Annotated in this window: 13 protein-coding genes; 10 read left to right on the top strand and 3 right to left on the bottom strand. The window is 58.8% G+C overall.

Going from position 1 to position 15,348, the window contains the following annotated elements; genetic code table 11:
- Nucleotides 1–117 precede the first annotated feature (117 nt).
- The 5 genes from M0412_RS05710 (at nucleotide 118) to hflX (ending at nucleotide 7,114) form a co-directional block, all read left to right on the top strand.
- Nucleotides 118–2,379, top strand: coding sequence for a PAS domain-containing sensor histidine kinase (locus M0412_RS05710; RefSeq protein WP_142839711.1), 2,262 nt, complete (start codon nucleotides 118–120; stop codon nucleotides 2,377–2,379).
- Nucleotides 2,369–3,733, top strand: coding sequence for a sigma-54 dependent transcriptional regulator (locus tag M0412_RS05705; protein ID WP_035217431.1), 1,365 nt, complete (start codon nucleotides 2,369–2,371; stop codon nucleotides 3,731–3,733). Before M0412_RS05710 ends, M0412_RS05705 begins: the two co-directional genes overlap by 11 nt.
- 26 nt (nucleotides 3,734–3,759) lie before the next feature.
- On the top strand, nucleotides 3,760–5,157 hold the full coding sequence (gene trkA / locus M0412_RS05700) for a Trk system potassium transporter TrkA (RefSeq protein WP_269699830.1): 1,398 nt from the start codon (nucleotides 3,760–3,762) through the stop codon (nucleotides 5,155–5,157).
- A 184-nt stretch (nucleotides 5,158–5,341) separates the two neighbouring features.
- Complete coding sequence (gene hfq, locus M0412_RS05695; protein ID WP_003496145.1) at nucleotides 5,342–5,584, top strand: RNA chaperone Hfq; 243 nt, start codon at nucleotides 5,342–5,344, stop codon at nucleotides 5,582–5,584.
- 108 nt (nucleotides 5,585–5,692) lie between these two features.
- Entirely contained in the window at nucleotides 5,693–7,114 is a 1,422-nt protein-coding gene (gene hflX, locus M0412_RS05690; protein WP_269699542.1) for a GTPase HflX, read from the top strand.
- Nucleotides 7,115–7,267: 153 nt separating this feature from the next.
- Here hflX and mazG read toward each other — a convergent pair whose 3' ends face one another.
- Nucleotides 7,268–8,113 carry a nucleoside triphosphate pyrophosphohydrolase gene (gene mazG / locus M0412_RS05685; RefSeq protein WP_269699543.1) on the bottom strand — a complete coding sequence of 282 codons (846 nt, stop codon included), beginning with the start codon at nucleotides 8,111–8,113 and terminating at the stop codon, nucleotides 7,268–7,270.
- A gap of 69 nt (nucleotides 8,114–8,182) precedes the next feature.
- Entirely contained in the window at nucleotides 8,183–8,770 is a 588-nt protein-coding gene (locus M0412_RS05680; RefSeq protein WP_269699544.1) for a deaminase, read from the bottom strand.
- A gap of 262 nt (nucleotides 8,771–9,032) precedes the next feature.
- On the opposite strand from M0412_RS05680, the gene cysG reads away from it, so the two are divergent.
- From cysG to M0412_RS05655, 5 genes are all read left to right on the top strand, one after another.
- Nucleotides 9,033–10,496, top strand: coding sequence for a siroheme synthase CysG (cysG, locus tag M0412_RS05675; protein ID WP_269699545.1), 1,464 nt, complete (start codon nucleotides 9,033–9,035; stop codon nucleotides 10,494–10,496).
- On the top strand, nucleotides 10,489–10,803 hold the full coding sequence (locus M0412_RS05670) for a DUF2849 domain-containing protein (RefSeq protein WP_046800199.1): 315 nt from the start codon (nucleotides 10,489–10,491) through the stop codon (nucleotides 10,801–10,803). Before cysG ends, M0412_RS05670 begins: the two co-directional genes overlap by 8 nt.
- Before the next feature lie 8 nt (nucleotides 10,804–10,811).
- Nucleotides 10,812–12,482: a nitrite/sulfite reductase gene (locus M0412_RS05665; protein WP_269699546.1), complete on the top strand. Its 1,671-nt coding sequence runs from the start codon at nucleotides 10,812–10,814 to the stop codon at nucleotides 12,480–12,482.
- A gap of 10 nt (nucleotides 12,483–12,492) precedes the next feature.
- A complete protein-coding gene (locus M0412_RS05660; protein WP_269699547.1) occupies nucleotides 12,493–12,999 on the top strand; it encodes a DUF934 domain-containing protein in 507 nt (168 codons plus the stop codon).
- 148 nt (nucleotides 13,000–13,147) lie between these two features.
- The gene (locus tag M0412_RS05655; RefSeq protein WP_142839719.1) at nucleotides 13,148–13,960 is read left to right on the top strand and encodes a ferredoxin--NADP reductase; all 813 of its coding nucleotides are present in this window, start codon (nucleotides 13,148–13,150) and stop codon (nucleotides 13,958–13,960) included.
- A gap of 65 nt (nucleotides 13,961–14,025) precedes the next feature.
- Here the strand turns inward: M0412_RS05655 and M0412_RS05650 are convergent, their stop codons facing one another.
- Nucleotides 14,026–15,303: an MFS transporter gene (locus tag M0412_RS05650; protein ID WP_269699548.1), complete on the bottom strand. Its 1,278-nt coding sequence runs from the start codon at nucleotides 15,301–15,303 to the stop codon at nucleotides 14,026–14,028.
- Between the last annotated feature and the right edge of the window lie 45 nt (nucleotides 15,304–15,348).

Raw genomic sequence — 15,348 nt, 5'->3', positions numbered from 1 at the left:
TTCGCCACATTGTGTTGCTTGGAAAACACTAGGAGGGAGAGAGATTCGCTGGTCTCAAGCGTTTCTCGCCTGACTTCAGGAATGTGGTGCTGGCTGGCCAGCGATTGGGAGTAGTGCATGCGGAAACCCGCCGCTGAACACGCCGTTGCCGATGAGGCAGCGGGCATGGTGGTTGCCGATCGCAGGATGTCTTTCGCTCTGCCGGGGCTGGTGCTCGCTGGCGTCGCCCTCGTTTGCGCCATCATCACACTCTTCGTGCTTCTCGGCGTCACGCCGATTGCGCCGACATCCAATGTCGTCATTGCCTCCGTCGTCATCAATTCGATCTTCGTGATCGGCCTGATCTTTTTGATCGGCCGCGAAATCAACCGTCTGCTGAAAGCGCGCAAAAAGGGCAGGGCGGCGGCCCGTCTGCATGTGCGCATCGTCGTGCTTTTCTCCATAGTGGCAATCACGCCGGCCGTGCTTGTCGCCATCTTCGCCAGTCTGACGCTGAATGTCGGTCTCGATCGCTGGTTTTCGCTTAGAACCCAGTCGATCGTCGATTCCTCCAGCAATATCGCTCAGGCCTATATGATGGAAAATGCCGGCTACCTTCAGGGACAGACCCTGTCGATGGCCACCGACCTTGATCGCAACCGCGCGCTTTTTTATCTCGACCGTACGGGCTTCGTCGATCTGATGACCCGTCAGGCCAAGGGCCGCGGCCTGCTTGGCGCGTTTCTGGTGCAGGAAGATGGCGACGCCGTCGCCCAGGCCAACATCAAGACGGAGAAACCGCTTCCTGCCATTCCGCACGATGCGTTGGAAAAGGCCGCCGCCGGCCAGCCGACCCTGATCCCGCCCGGCATTACCAACCTTGTCGGCGCCATCATCAAGCTTGAAGGCATCGAAGGCACTTTCCTCTACACCGTTCGCGCCGTCGATCCCAAGGTGATGGGCGCGATGCGGCTGATGGAGGAGAACCGCGCCGAATACAAGGCAATGGAGGCCGGTCGTGCGCCGCTGCAGATCGCCTTTGCCATTCTCTATCTCGGTTTTGCGTTGATCGTGCTTCTGGCCGCCATCTGGACCGCTATTGCGGTGGCCGACCGTATCGTGCGGCCGATCCGCCTGCTCATCAGTGCCGCAGACAGTGTCGCCACCGGCAACATGCATGTTCTGGTGCCCGTCCGCGCCGTGGATGGCGACGTCGGGCGCCTGTCGCGTACTTTCAACAAGATGGTCTCGGAACTGCGCAGCCAGCAGGAGCAGATCATCGAGGCCAAGGACGATATCGACGATCGCCGCCGCTTCATCGAGGCCGTATTGTCGGGCGTTACAGCCGCCGTCATCGGTGTTGACGAGAACCGCAAGATCACCATCGTCAATCCGTCGGGTGAAGAATTCCTGGCGCAGACCTCCGAGCAGCTGATCGGCGCGCAATTGTCGGAGATCGCGCCTGAGATCGAACAGGTGGTGACCGAGGCCAACACCTGGTCGCGCGGCAATTTCCGCAAGCAGATCAACATCATGCGACGCGGCAAGGAGCGGACACTCAATGTGCAGGTGACCCGCGAGGATGCCCGCGACAGCCGCGACAGCTACGTCATCACCCTCGACGACATCACCGATCTCGTCATCGCCCAGCGGTCCACCGCATGGTCGGATGTCGCGCGCCGTATCGCCCATGAAATCAAGAACCCGCTGACGCCGATCCAGCTTTCCGCCGAGCGCATCAAGCGTCGTTTCGGCAAGCAGATCGACGAAAGCGACCGCGCCGTTTTTGACCAGTGTACGGACACCATCGTCCGGCAGGTCGGTGATATCGGCCGGATGGTGGATGAATTCTCGGCTTTCGCACGCATGCCGAAGCCGACGAAGGAAAAGTCGGACCTGCGTTCGATCCTGAAGGACGCGGCCTTCCTGCGGGAAATCAGCGCCGCCGACACGAAATTCTCCACCGAACTGGGCGATGTCGCGCTGGAGGGCATGTTTGATGCCCGCATGCTGGGACAGGCGTTCGGCAATCTCATCAAGAATGCAACGGAAGCCATCGAGGCGGTGGAAGGCGAAAAGCGGCCGGGGAAAATCCTCGTGCGCGCCTCTTTCGACGAGGCCAATTCCCGTTTCGTGGCTGACATCATCGACAATGGCCGCGGCCTTCCCGTCGAGAACCGTCATCGCATTCTCGAACCCTATATGACGATGCGCGACAAGGGCACCGGTCTCGGCCTCGCCATCGTCAAGAAGATCATCGAAGAGCATGGCGGGTATCTGGAACTCCACGATGCCCCGCCGGAGTTCGATCACGGCCACGGCGCCATGATCAGAGTGCTGCTGCCCTATATCGAGGCGGTCGGCGGCGAAAATAACAAGGAAGCAGCATATGGCGTCTGATATTCTGGTCGTGGATGACGAGGCGGATATTCGCGAAATCGTGGCGGGCATTTTGTCCGACGAGGGCCACGAAACCCGCATGGCCTTCGACAGCGACAGTGCGCTGGCCGCGATTTCGGAGCGCGTGCCGCGCCTGATCTTCCTCGATATCTGGATGCAGGGCTCGAAGCTCGACGGTCTGGCGCTGCTCGACGAGATCAAGAGCCGCCATCCCGAAATTCCTGTCGTCATGATTTCCGGTCACGGCAATATTGAAACCGCCGTTAACGCCATCAAGCGCGGCGCTTTCGATTTCATCGAAAAGCCGTTCAAGGCTGACCGCCTTATCTTGATCGCCGAGCGGGCGCTGGAGAACTCCAAGCTGAAGCGCGAGGTTCAGGAACTCAAGAAGCGCACGGGTGACGCGGTTGAACTCGTCGGCGCTTCCCTTGCGGTTTCGCAGCTTCGTCAGACCATCGACAGGGTTGCACCCACCAACAGCCGCATCATGATCCTTGGCCCCTCCGGTTCCGGCAAGGAACTGGTGGCGCGCATGGTGCACAAGAAGTCCTCACGCGCCACCGGGCCTTTCGTGGCGTTGAATGCCGCGACGATCACGCCGGACCGCATGGAAATCGCACTCTTCGGCACCGAAGGCTTGCCCGGCCAGCCACGCAAGGTCGGCGCGCTGGAAGAGGCACATCGCGGCGTTCTTTATCTCGACGAAGTCGGTGAAATGCCGCGTGAAACCCAGAACAAGATTCTGCGCGTGCTGGTTGACCAGCAGTTCGAGCGCGTCGGAGGCGGCAAACGGGTGAAGGTGGATGTGCGCATCATTTCCTCGACCGCCCATCACCTCGAAAGCCTGATCGCCGAAGGCCAGTTCCGCGAGGATCTTTACCATCGCCTTGCCGTCGTGCCCGTGAAGGTGCCGGCTCTGTCCGAACGGCGCGAGGATATTCCTTTCCTCGTCGACATGTTCATGCGGCAGATTTCTGAGCAGGCCGGCATTCGTCCGCGCAAGATCGGCGACGACGCCATGGCCGTCCTGCAGACGCACGACTGGCCGGGCAATATTCGCCAGCTGCGCAACAATATCGAGCGACTAATGATTCTCGCGCGTCCCGAAGGCGGCGAAGCACCGATCTCGGCCGACATGCTGCCGTCAGATATCGGCGACATGCTGCCAAAGATTTCGGCGCAGGGAGACCAGCACATCATGACCCTGCCGCTGCGTGAAGCCCGTGAAATGTTCGAACGGGATTATCTGGTGGCCCAGATCAACCGTTTTGGCGGCAATATTTCGCGCACGGCAGAATTTGTTGGCATGGAAAGATCGGCACTGCATCGCAAACTGAAATCTCTCGGCGTATAAGGACAGAAGGCGCATTGCCGTAACCGATATTCCGTCAGAGAGACAGCATGAGAGTCATCATTTGCGGCGCAGGGCAGGTGGGTTACGGCATAGCCGAACAATTGTCGCGCGAGGATAACGAGGTATCGGTGATCGATACCGCCGCGCCGCTCATCTCCGCCATCACCGAGACGCTCGATGTGCGCGGTTATGTCGGCCACGGCGCGCATCCGGACATGCTGGCGAAAGCGGGCGCCGACCAGGCGGACATGATCATCGCCGTCACGCTGCATGACGAGATCAACATCGTTGCCTGCGAGGTGGCGCATGCCTTGTTCAGTGTGCCGACCAAGATCGCCCGCATCCGCGACCAGAGTTATCTGAAGCCGGAATATGCCGATCTCTTCAGCCGCGAGAACATGTCGATCGACGTGACGATTTCCCCGGAAGTGGAAGTCGGCAAGATGGTGTTGCGCCGCATCGCCTTTCCAGGCGCCACCGACGTCGTGCGCTTCGCGGATGACACGATATACATGCTGGCGATCGAATGTATGGAAGACTGCCCGGTCATCAATACGCCGCTGCACCAGCTTTCCAACCTTTTTCCGGACCTCATCGCCACGGTTGTCGGTGTTTTCCGTAACGGCATCCTCAAGGTGGCGCATTCCTCCGAACAGTTGAGGGTCGGCGACCTTGCCTATGTCATCTGTCAGCGCCAGCACGCCCGCCGTACCTTAAGTCTGTTTGGCCATGAGGAGCAGGAAGCGCAGCGTATCGTGATTGCCGGCGCCGGCAATATCGGCCACTTCGTTGCCCGCAAGATCGAGGAGATGCAGCCGAAAACCCGGGTGAAGATCGTCGAGGCGGATCGCGACAGGGCTGTTGCCGCATCGGAGCAGCTCAGCAACACCATCGTCATGCATGGTTCAGCGCTTGATCAGAAAATTCTGATGCAGGCCGATATTCAGGATGCGGATCTGATCGTGACGCTGACCAATAACGACCAGACGAATATTCTGGCCGCCGTGATGGCAAAGCAGCTGGGTTGCAAGTCCAATCTTGCGCTGCTGAACAGTTCGTCCTTTCACGATGTGGCGGGTTCGCTTGGTCTCGATGCCTATATCAACCCTCGCGCCGTCACCATCTCCCGCGTTCTACAGCATGTGCGCAAAGGCCGCATCCGCTCGGTCTATGCCGTGCAGCGCGGGTCGGCGGAGGTGATTGAGGCTGAAGCGCTGGAAACCTCGCCGCTGGTGGGCCAGTCCTTCCGTGATATCGACATGCCCGACGGCGTACGCATCGGCGCGATCTATCGCGACGGCGTGGTGATCCGCCCGGATGGCAGCACGAAGATCAAGGCGAAGGATCGCGTCGTGCTGTTTGCCTCAGCGGATGCGGTGCGCGACGTGGAGCAGCTTTTCCGGGTTTCGATACAATATTTCTGACTGTTTCGAATCGAAAAAGCGGGTCAATACTCGTACTCGTCAGGCCGTTTTCGCCGTTGCGGAATGGGACATGATTTGATACCAGAGTTGCAGGCTGGCCAAGCGGGGGACTAGACTCGGCCGGTTTATTATTGATTGATTATTTTCCGGTGTCCCTGCCGGCAATAAAGAAAGAAGCGGCGCCATGGCGGAACGTTCTCAAAATCTTCAGGATCTTTTCCTCAATACCGTTCGTAAGCAAAAGATTTCGCTCACGATTTTTCTGATCAACGGCGTCAAGCTGACGGGCGTTGTCACTTCCTTCGACAATTTCTGCGTGCTTCTGCGCCGTGACGGTCATTCGCAGCTGGTCTACAAGCATGCGATCTCGACCATCATGCCCGGCCAGCCGATGCAGATGTTCGAAAGCGAAGAAGGCGCAGCCTGATCAGGCTCCCTCTGACGGTATCTTCGATATAGACTGACCCGGATCGGAACATTTCCGGTCTCGTCAGGTTAATCTCCATGGCCGTCCGCGCGGATGCGGTCGGCCGCAATGTTCTTTCTGGATAAGGCTGAGCCCATTTCGACGCGCGACACCTCGAACGAATCGATCATTCCGGAGCAGGAGAAGCGCCGCGACGACATGCGCGCCGTGGTCCTCGTGCCGGTCCTCAAGCAACAGCGTGAAAATCGCGATGCGGCGGCACCGGTTGCTCCCGGCCGCTCAGTCGAAGCCAAGCTTGAGGAAGCAAAGGGTCTGGCGCTTGCCATCGAGCTCGAGGTAACACAGGGTCTCATCGTTTCCGTCAATCAGCCGCGCCCCGCCACCCTGTTCGGAACCGGCAAGATCGAGGAAATCGGTCATCTGCTGGATGAAACCAATTCCGGCCTGGTGATTGTCGATCATCCGCTGACCCCGGTGCAGCAGCGCAATCTCGAAAAGCAATGGAATGCCAAGGTCATCGACCGGACAGGCCTGATCCTCGAAATCTTCGGCCGTCGCGCCTCCACCAAGGAAGGCACGCTGCAGGTTGATCTTGCGCATCTGAATTACCAGAAGGGTCGCCTCGTCAGAAGCTGGACCCACCTTGAACGCCAGCGCGGTGGTGCGGGCTTCATGGGCGGTCCGGGTGAAACCCAGATCGAGGCCGACAGACGCCTGCTGCAGGATCGCATCGTCAAGCTTGAGAAGGAATTGGAGCAGGTGGTGCGTACCCGCCAGCTTCACCGCGCCAAGCGCCGCAAGGTGCCGCATCCGATCGTTGCGCTCGTCGGTTACACCAATGCCGGCAAATCCACGCTTTTCAACCGCATCACCGGGGCAGGTGTTCTGGCGGAGGACATGCTGTTCGCCACGCTCGACCCGACATTACGGCGCATGAAACTGCCGCACGGCCGCACGGTTATCCTGTCCGATACCGTCGGATTCATTTCCGACCTGCCGACGCATCTCGTCGCGGCTTTCCGTGCGACGCTGGAAGAGGTGCTTGAAGCCGATCTCGTTCTGCATGTGCGTGATATGTCCGATCCGGACAATGCCGCCCAGTCTGCGGATGTGCTGCGCATTCTCAGCGATCTCGGCATCGACGAGAAAGAAGCCGAAAAGCGCATTATCGAGGTCTGGAACAAGGTCGATCGTCTGGAGCCGGAAGCGCATGACGCCATCATGCAGCGCGCCGAAGGCCGCTCCGATATCCGCGCCGTTTCGGCGATCACGGGTGAGGGCGTCGATGCCCTGATGGAAGAGATTTCAAAGCGCCTGTCCGGTGTGCTGACGGAAACGACTGTTGTCTTGTCTGTCGAGCAATTGCCGCTGATTTCCTGGGTCTACGGCAACTCCATCGTCGATAACCGTGAAGACCATGAGGACGGATCGGTTGAACTGGATGTTCGCCTGTCGGAAGCGCAGGCTGTGGAACTGGAGCGGAAGCTTGGAAAAGCGACCGTTCGTGAGCGCGAGGACTGGGAGCGCTGAACGGTCCGTAAGAAAGCCGGCATTCCCTCACATTCGACGATATCCTTGGGCTTGTCCCGAGGATCTAAACACGTCGAATAAAATCAAGACGTTGGCAGATCCTCGGGACAGGCCCGAGGATGACGGCAGAGTGTCTGGCGAGGTTCGTCGTAATCAGGACGGAACCACATCAAGCGACCGCTCGATGCGTTTTGCCGCCTGCCAGAGGTCTTCCATCCTCTCGAGGCTCGCCGCTTGAAGCGTCTCGCCATTATCGTGGAGCGATGTTTCTATGTGATTGAAACGTCTGCGGAATTTCGTGTTGGTGCCGCGCAGAGCATTTTCCGGATCAGCCTTGACGTGGCGGCCGATATTGACCAGCGCGAAGATCAGGTCGCCAAGTTCGTCCGAGACCTTCTCCGGCCTGCCTTCCGCCAGTGCCTCGCGCAGCTCGGCGATTTCCTCTTCGATCTTGTCGAGGATGGGCGCCGGGTCCGACCAGTCGAAACCAACGCGCGCCGCCTGTTCCTGCAGCTTCAAAGCCTCGGTCAGCGCCGGCTGGCTGCGCTGTATGCCGCCCAGAAAACCAGCCTTGAAATCCTCGGTAATACCCCGGCGCGCACGGCGCTCCGCACGCTCACGTTTTTCTTCAGCCTTGATCTGGTCCCATTGCAGCTTGACCGTTTCCGGTGTGTCGGCACTGGAGACGGCGAAAACATGCGGGTGACGACGGATCATCTTCGAAGTGACGGCCTGCACCACGTCACCGAAAGCGAATTCGCCCATTTCCTCTGCGATGCGGGCATGGAAAACCACCTGCAGGAGAAGGTCGCCCAGCTCGTCGCAAAGATCGTCCGTATCCTTGCGCTCGATGGCATCGGCAACTTCATAGGCCTCTTCGATGGTGTAAGGCTTGATCGTCTCGAAGGTCTGAACGATATCCCACGGGCAACCGGTTTCCGGCTGGCGGAGCGCCTCCATGATCTCGATCAGGCGGGAAATATCCTTCGAGGCTTCCATATGTATCAAACCTTTGTTTTTACGCATTTTCCGCGCGGAAATCCGCACTGCACCCTCAACGAAAATGCCCTAGTTCAGCGGAATATCGTTGTCGCTCTTCGATGACTGATAGCTGGTGGAGAGAGCATCGTAAGTTGCCTTGATACGGGCCGTCTGCACCTTCAGGGTGGTTTTCAACGGATCGTCCTCGCCCTCAACCAGATCGGCGATGAAGAAAGAGTTCCAGAACGCGTTGTTGCGGCGATAACCGCCCGGCTCCAGCCCGAATACCTCCTTCAGGATTTTCAGATCATGCGGGATTGCAAAAGCATCGCGTGAATCCTCATGGCTGAAGAAGGAATAGAAATTGTCGAATCCGGCCCAGGTGATGGCCGACATGCACATGGTGCAGGGTTCATGGGTGGAAAGGAAAATCAGATCCTTGGTATTCGGCTTTTCTCCCAGCTCGTAAAACCGCTTCAGCGTATGCACTTCGCCGTGCCAGAGGGGATTTTCGAGTTCGTTGTTCGTCTCGGCAACCACCAGAGACAGGTCGGATTTGCGCAGGATAGCCGCACCGAAAACCTTGTTGCCCAAGCTCACACCGCGGGCCGTCAAGGGCAGGATATCATGCTCGATGACGTCGAGAAGGCGGGAAGCGAGGCTGTGGCTGGTCAAGGGTCTGATCCTTCGTGCCGCTTTAAAGAAAGCGGTATTCGCATGGAGAAAACGACAGAAAATGGTCCTCCCTTGTTCGGCGCGAGGACCCGGTTTGTCAAGGGATTCTCATGGGTTTGAGGGCGCCCTGACCGGTGCAAAACGGGGGTGCCGGTTTGTTTTCCTCAAAAACAGGGGTGTTCGAGAAATAAAAATCCAAGCGCTGGAAAGGCTTGAATTTCTGTTTCTTCAATCTTGCGCCGCAATGCGGGATATATGTCCAATGCACAACGAACATGATTTTTCCGCAGCTGGCGATCGCCTTTCGACCTTTCCCGCTTTCTTCCGGGTTGAGGGGCGGCAGGTCACGGTCTTTGGAAATGGTGACGAGGCTTTCGCCAAGGTAAGGCTCCTCGCCAACACCAATGCGCATATCGTTGCTTACGCCGATCAGCCGGAGGCGGATTTTGCCCGCTATATCAGCGAAAATGGTATCGATCATCGTGCTTTGGCTTTCGCCGCTGAGCTGATCGAAGGCGCGACGCTGGTTTTTGCCGCCACCGGAGACGAGGCGCTCGACCGCGAAATCGTATCCGCCGCGCGTGCGAAGAAAATCCCCGCAAATGCGGTGGATCAACCGGAATTTTGCGATTTCTTCACCCCGGCGATTGTCGCCCGCGCACCCGTCGCCATCGCCATTGGCACGGAAGGGGCAGGGCCGGTGCTTGCCCAGATGATCCGCGCCCGCATCGACCAGATGTTGTCGCCGTCGCTCGGGAAACTCGCACGTCTTGCGGTGCAGTATCGTGATGCGGCCGAGGAGAATGTGCCCAGGGGCGCGTTGCGGCGCAATTTCTGGCGGCGGTTTTTTTCGGGTGCGGTTGCGGATGCTGTCGCTCTCGGGGACACCTCTTCCGCCCGTCATGCCGCAGATCGCCTGCTGCAATCGCCGGAACGCAGCGAAGGTCGCGTCTGGCTTGTTGGCGCCGGTCCCGGTGCGGAAGATCTGCTGACGCTGCGTGCACAGCGCGTGCTGATGGAAGCCGATGTGATCGTTTACGACGCACTTGTGCCGCAGGCGATTGTCGATATGGGCCGTCGCGATGCCGAAAGGCTGTCTGTTGGCAAGCGCAAGGGCTGCCACAGCAAGTCGCAGGAAGAGATTAACCGTCTGCTGGTGCGTCTTGGCCGGGATGGCAAACGCGTCGTGCGCCTCAAATCCGGCGATCCGCTGGTCTATGGCCGCGCAGGCGAGGAAATGGCGGCGCTGCGCAATGCCGGCATCGGTTACGAGATCGTGCCGGGCATCACCTCCGCCTTCGCCGCCGCTGCGGATTTCGAATTGCCACTGACGCTACGCGGTGTGGCTTCGTCGCTGATCTTCACCACCGGCCACGATCTGACCGGCGATGTTCTGCCCGATTGGGCCCGTCTTGCCGTTTCCGGCGCAACAATCGCCGTTTACATGGGCCGCAGCGTTGCCGCCTCGGTGGCGACGCGGCTGATCGAAGCGGGCCTGGGTGTGGAAACCACCGTCGCCGTTATTGAAAACGCCAGCCGCGCGGATCGTCGCCTGCTGCATGGCACATTGAACGATCTGCCCGACCTCGAACATCGCGATGAACTGACCGGCCCGGTCATGGTCATCATCGGTGATGCGGTGGCGGGCGCCAATTTCGACAGGTCCGAGGCGCTTGCACTGTCAGTGCAGCCGGCGGATTTCAAACGGGAGTACGTAAATGGTTGACAAGGTTTTGACCGCCAATCGTCTGGGCGATGGTATCGCCGTCTGGCTCGACGCCAATGGTGACTGGACGGAGAACCTGCAGGGCGCCATCGTTGCCCGCCATGCGGAGGCCGTCGCTTCGTTCGAGGAAATCGGCAAGCGTGATTTTTCCGCCAACAAGGTGGTCGATGTGGCCATCGTTGACGTGGTGGAGGAAAATGGCAAGCTCTGGCCGACCCGGCTTCGCGAGCGTATCCGCGCTGCCGGCCCCACCGTGCACTATGCCACCGGCTTCAAGCCGGCCGATGCAGCATTTATCGCAGTCTGAGGAAGAATATGTACCGTTACGACGAGTTCGATCACGCATTTGTTGAAGGCCGCGTGGCGCAGTTTCGCGATCAGGTCGAGCGCCGGCTGTCCGGCGAGCTGGCCGAGGACGCATTCAAGCCGCTGCGCCTGATGAACGGCGTTTATCTTCAGTTGCATGCCTATATGCTGCGCGTCGCCATTCCCTACGGTACGCTGAATTCGCAACAAATGCGGATGCTGGCCCATATCGCCCGCAAATATGACCGGGGTTACGGCCACTTCACCACGCGCCAGAACATCCAGTATAACTGGCCGAAGCTATCAGATACGCCGGATATCCTGTCTGAACTGGCAAGCGTGGAAATGCACGCGCTGCAGACGTCGGGCAACTGCATTCGCAATGTCACCGCCGATCATTTCGCCGGCGCGGCAGCCGATGAGGTTGCCGATCCGCGCCCCTATGCGGAAATTCTGCGGCAATGGTCTTCCGTGCATCCGGAATTCTCGTTCCTGCCGCGCAAGTTCAAGATCGCGGTAACGGGTGCCGAGCGCGATCGCGCCGCCATTCAGGTCCATGATATCGGCCTGCATCTGAAAAAGAACGACAAGGGCGAGATCGGTTTTGCCGTTTATGTCGGTGGCGGGCAGGGCCGCACGCCGATGATCGCCAAGAAAATCCGCGATTTCCTGCCGGAAGAGGACCTGTTGTCCTACACCACGGCAATCATGCGCGTTTATAACCTGCACGGCCGCCGCGACAATAAATACAAGGCGCGCATCAAGATCCTCGTGCATGAAACCGGCGCGGAAGAACTGGCCCGCCAGGTCGAGGTCGAGTTCGCCGAGCTGAAAAACACCGAATTGAAGCTGCCGGATGCCGATATCGCGGCGATTTCCGCTTATTTCGCGCCGCCGGAACTGAAGAACCGCCCCGAAGGCTGGGAAAGCCTGGCGCGCTGGAAGAAGGCGGATGAGGGTTTTGCCCGTTTCGTTGACCAGAACGTCCAGCCGCACAAGCACCCCGATTACGGCATGGTGACGATTTCCCTGAAGCCGATTGGCGGCATTCCGGGTGATGCGACCGACGAGCAGATGGAACTCGTCGCTGATATCGCCCAGGAATACGCTTTCGACGAAATCCGCATCAGCCACGAGCAGAACATCATCCTGCCGCATGTGGCGCTGGCCGATCTGGAACCGGTCTATCGTGCACTGGTGGGTGCTGGCCTTGCGACCGCCAATGCAGGGCTGATCACCGATATCATTGCCTGTCCCGGGCTGGACTACTGCGCGCTTGCCAATGCACGCTCCATTCCGGTGGCGCAGGAAATTTCCACCCGTTTCGGTGCTCCGGAGCGTCAGGCGGAAATCGGTGAACTGAAGATCAAGATTTCCGGCTGTATCAATGCCTGCGGCCATCACCATGTCGGTCATATCGGCCTGCTGGGCGTGGAGAAAAAGGGAGCCGAGCTCTACCAGATCACGCTCGGTGGATCGGGTGACGAAAACACCTCGATCGGTGAGATCATCGGCCGTGGTTTCGAGCCGGACAGGGTAACCGACGCCATTGAAACAATCGTCGATACCTATCTGCGGCTTCGCCTGTCGAAAGAGGAAATTTTCCTCGATGCCTATCGCCGTATCGGACCGCAGCCTTTCAAGGATGCGCTCTACGGTTCCGCCGCCGAAGCCGCCTGAGGAGAGCGTCATGACGAAAATCTGGAACCGCGACGGCTTCGTGGAAAACGATCCCTGGGTGATCGAAACTGAAGAGGTGAAAGCTGCAGCCGCGCAAAAGCCGCTGCTGCCGCTCGCGGATTTCCTCATTCGTGCGGCGGAAAGCAACGATGTAGGCCTGGGCGTGCTGATTGCGCCGGCCGACGATGTCACCCGCCTCGAGCCCTACCTTGACCGTATCGACCTTGTGGCCGTGAGTTTTCCGGCCTTCAACGATGGCCGGGGTTTCAGCCACGCTTCGCTGCTGCGCAACCGCCTGGGTTTTAGAGGTGAGGTGAGGGCAGTCGGCGACGTGCTGATCGACCAGGTGCCGCCGATGCTGCGCACCGGCTTTACCAGTTTTGCAGTGACGAACGGCACGGCGATCCGCCGCCTGTCCGAAAATCGCCTGCCGGAAATCCCGGTTTATTACCAGCCGACGGCCCGGCCGGCGGCGGGCGGCGAGGCTTATAGCTGGCGTCGGCGTGCGTCCCTGTGACACGTTGCGCGGAAATATGATTTTTTGATACATATTTCCTGAGCACATAGCAGTTGTGATATTCTCATGCCTTCAAGCCTCGGCAAAAATGGTATAATTGCCCGGTTGGAGAATGTCGCTTATCGAATAAGAATGGACGGAACCTGAAATGAACGCGCCAGCCAAGACGGAAGATTTCGCGATCAAGATACCTGATGGTGTTTACGCCGAGACGGTTTTATCCGTGGAGCACTATACGGATCACCTGTTCCGTTTCCGCATGACACGTCCTGCCGGTTTCCGTTTCCGCTCCGGTGAGTTCGCCATGATCGGCCTGATGGTCGGAGAAAAGCCGATTTACCGCGCTTATTCCATCGCCAGCCCCGCCTGGGATGAGGAACTGGAATTCTTCTCGATCAAGGTTCCAGACGGCCCACTGACTTCTCATCTTCAGGCGATCAAGCCCGGCGATACGGTTCTGATGCGCAAGAAGCCGACAGGCACGCTGGTTCTTGATGCGCTGACACCCGGCAAACGGCTCTACATGTTCTCGACCGGCACCGGCATTGCGCCTTTTGCAAGCCTGATCCGTGACCCCGAGACCTATGAGAAGTTTGAAGAGGTCATCCTCACCCATACCTGCCGTGATGTTGCAGAGCTGAAATACGGCTTCGATCTGGTTGAGGAAATCCGCAACCACGAATTCCTGAACGAAATCGTCGGCGACAAGCTCAAGCATTATGCGACGGTGACCCGTGAGGATTACCCCTTCAAGGGCCGTATCACCACGCTGATCGAAAACGGCAAGCTGTTTGCCGATCTTGGCGTGCCGGCGCTTGATCCGGAAATTGATCGCGGCATGATCTGCGGTTCCTCGGCCATGCTGAAGGACACCAAGGAATTGCTTGAAAAGGCCGGCCTGAATGAAGGCGCCAACAACAAGCCCGCTGAATTTGTGATCGAGCGCGCTTTCGTCGGCTGAACGCATAAGACGACAAGATTTCAGGAGGCCGTCAGGCCTCCTTTTTATTTGCACCTTCAGTGTAGCTATCGAGAAACGCTGTCATCATCCTGTTTCGGTGCGATTTCATTGCGATAGAGAACGAACAGTCCGATGGCAATCGCCGCGATGCCGCCGCCGACGAGATGCGATAGCGAATAACCACCCTTCGTCACCAGCCAGCCTGCCACGACATTGCTGAATGATGCGCCAATGCCCTGAACCATCATGACGCTGGCAAGGCCGACGTTAAAACGGCCGGTCCCCTTCAAGATTCTTTCCACCGCGACAGGTGTAACGATGCCGAGCAGACCGGCGCCAACGCCGTCAAGAAACTGCACCGGAAAAACGACCCAGAAATCCGTAAAGGCCGAAGCGAGAAGGCCGCGTATGGGCAGGGCGACGAGCGCGATGATAAACACCGTCGAAAGACCGAAACGGCGTATCAGCCACGGCGCCATTGCAGCGACGAAAATCATCGCGAATTGCGCGACGCCGGTGATGATGGCTGTGGTGCGGAAGGGCGTTTGCAGTTCGATGGCGAAATCCTGTGCGATCAATCGACCCATGGGCGCGTTGCCAAAATGGAAGACGAGCAGAATGATGGCGAGAAAGATCAGCCCGCGTTCGTGCAGCAGAACCCTTATTCCGGATGGCCCGGGCTCTCCCTTGTCTTCGGCAAGACCACGCGCAGCCTTGTGATCTATCCTGTCAGGATCAATCGCCGCCGTCGCGACCAGAGCGCCTGCAGCGGTCAGCAGCATCAGGCCAATAATCCCATTCATGCCGAAGAACGTGACGACCACATAAGTCGCAAAAAGCGACGCGAAATTGCCGCCGTGGTTCCAGAATTCGTTGCGCGAGATCTGATGGGAAAACAGGCGCTCGCCGACAAGACCCAGTGTGAGGCCGGCAAGTGCTGGACCGACCACGGCGCCGACGACCGCCGTCATGATCTGCCCGGTCCAGACGATCCAGGCATCCGGAAAGATCAGCGTGATCAGCGCGCCGATGGTCACGAGAACGACAGGGATGGCAATCAGCATCCTCTTCCATGTTGTGCCATCAACAAGGGCACCGCAGAGCGGTGTCGCAAGCAGACCGACAAGGCCACCCACCGTGGCGATCATGCCCAGCGAGAGCGAAGACCAGCCCTTTGTCGCCAGAAATGCATCCAGAAACGGACCGAGACCGTCGCGGGCATCGGCGAGGAAAAAGTTCAATGCTGCAAGGGCAAAAAGCGTGCGGTCTGAGATGCCACCGCTGCGCGGCAGACCGCCCGAAGGAAGACCACCATGCGGAGTCGAAACGCCAATAGTCGTCATGAAATACGCTCCGAAAAACATGCGCGAGTAATGGGAAATTGATCA

Source organism: Agrobacterium sp. O3.4, from assembly GCF_041414895.1.
Lineage (GTDB): Bacteria > Pseudomonadota > Alphaproteobacteria > Rhizobiales > Rhizobiaceae > Agrobacterium > Agrobacterium cucumeris.
The sequence above is the reverse complement of the archived record's forward strand: the minus strand, read 5'-3'. Positions and strand labels throughout refer to the sequence as shown.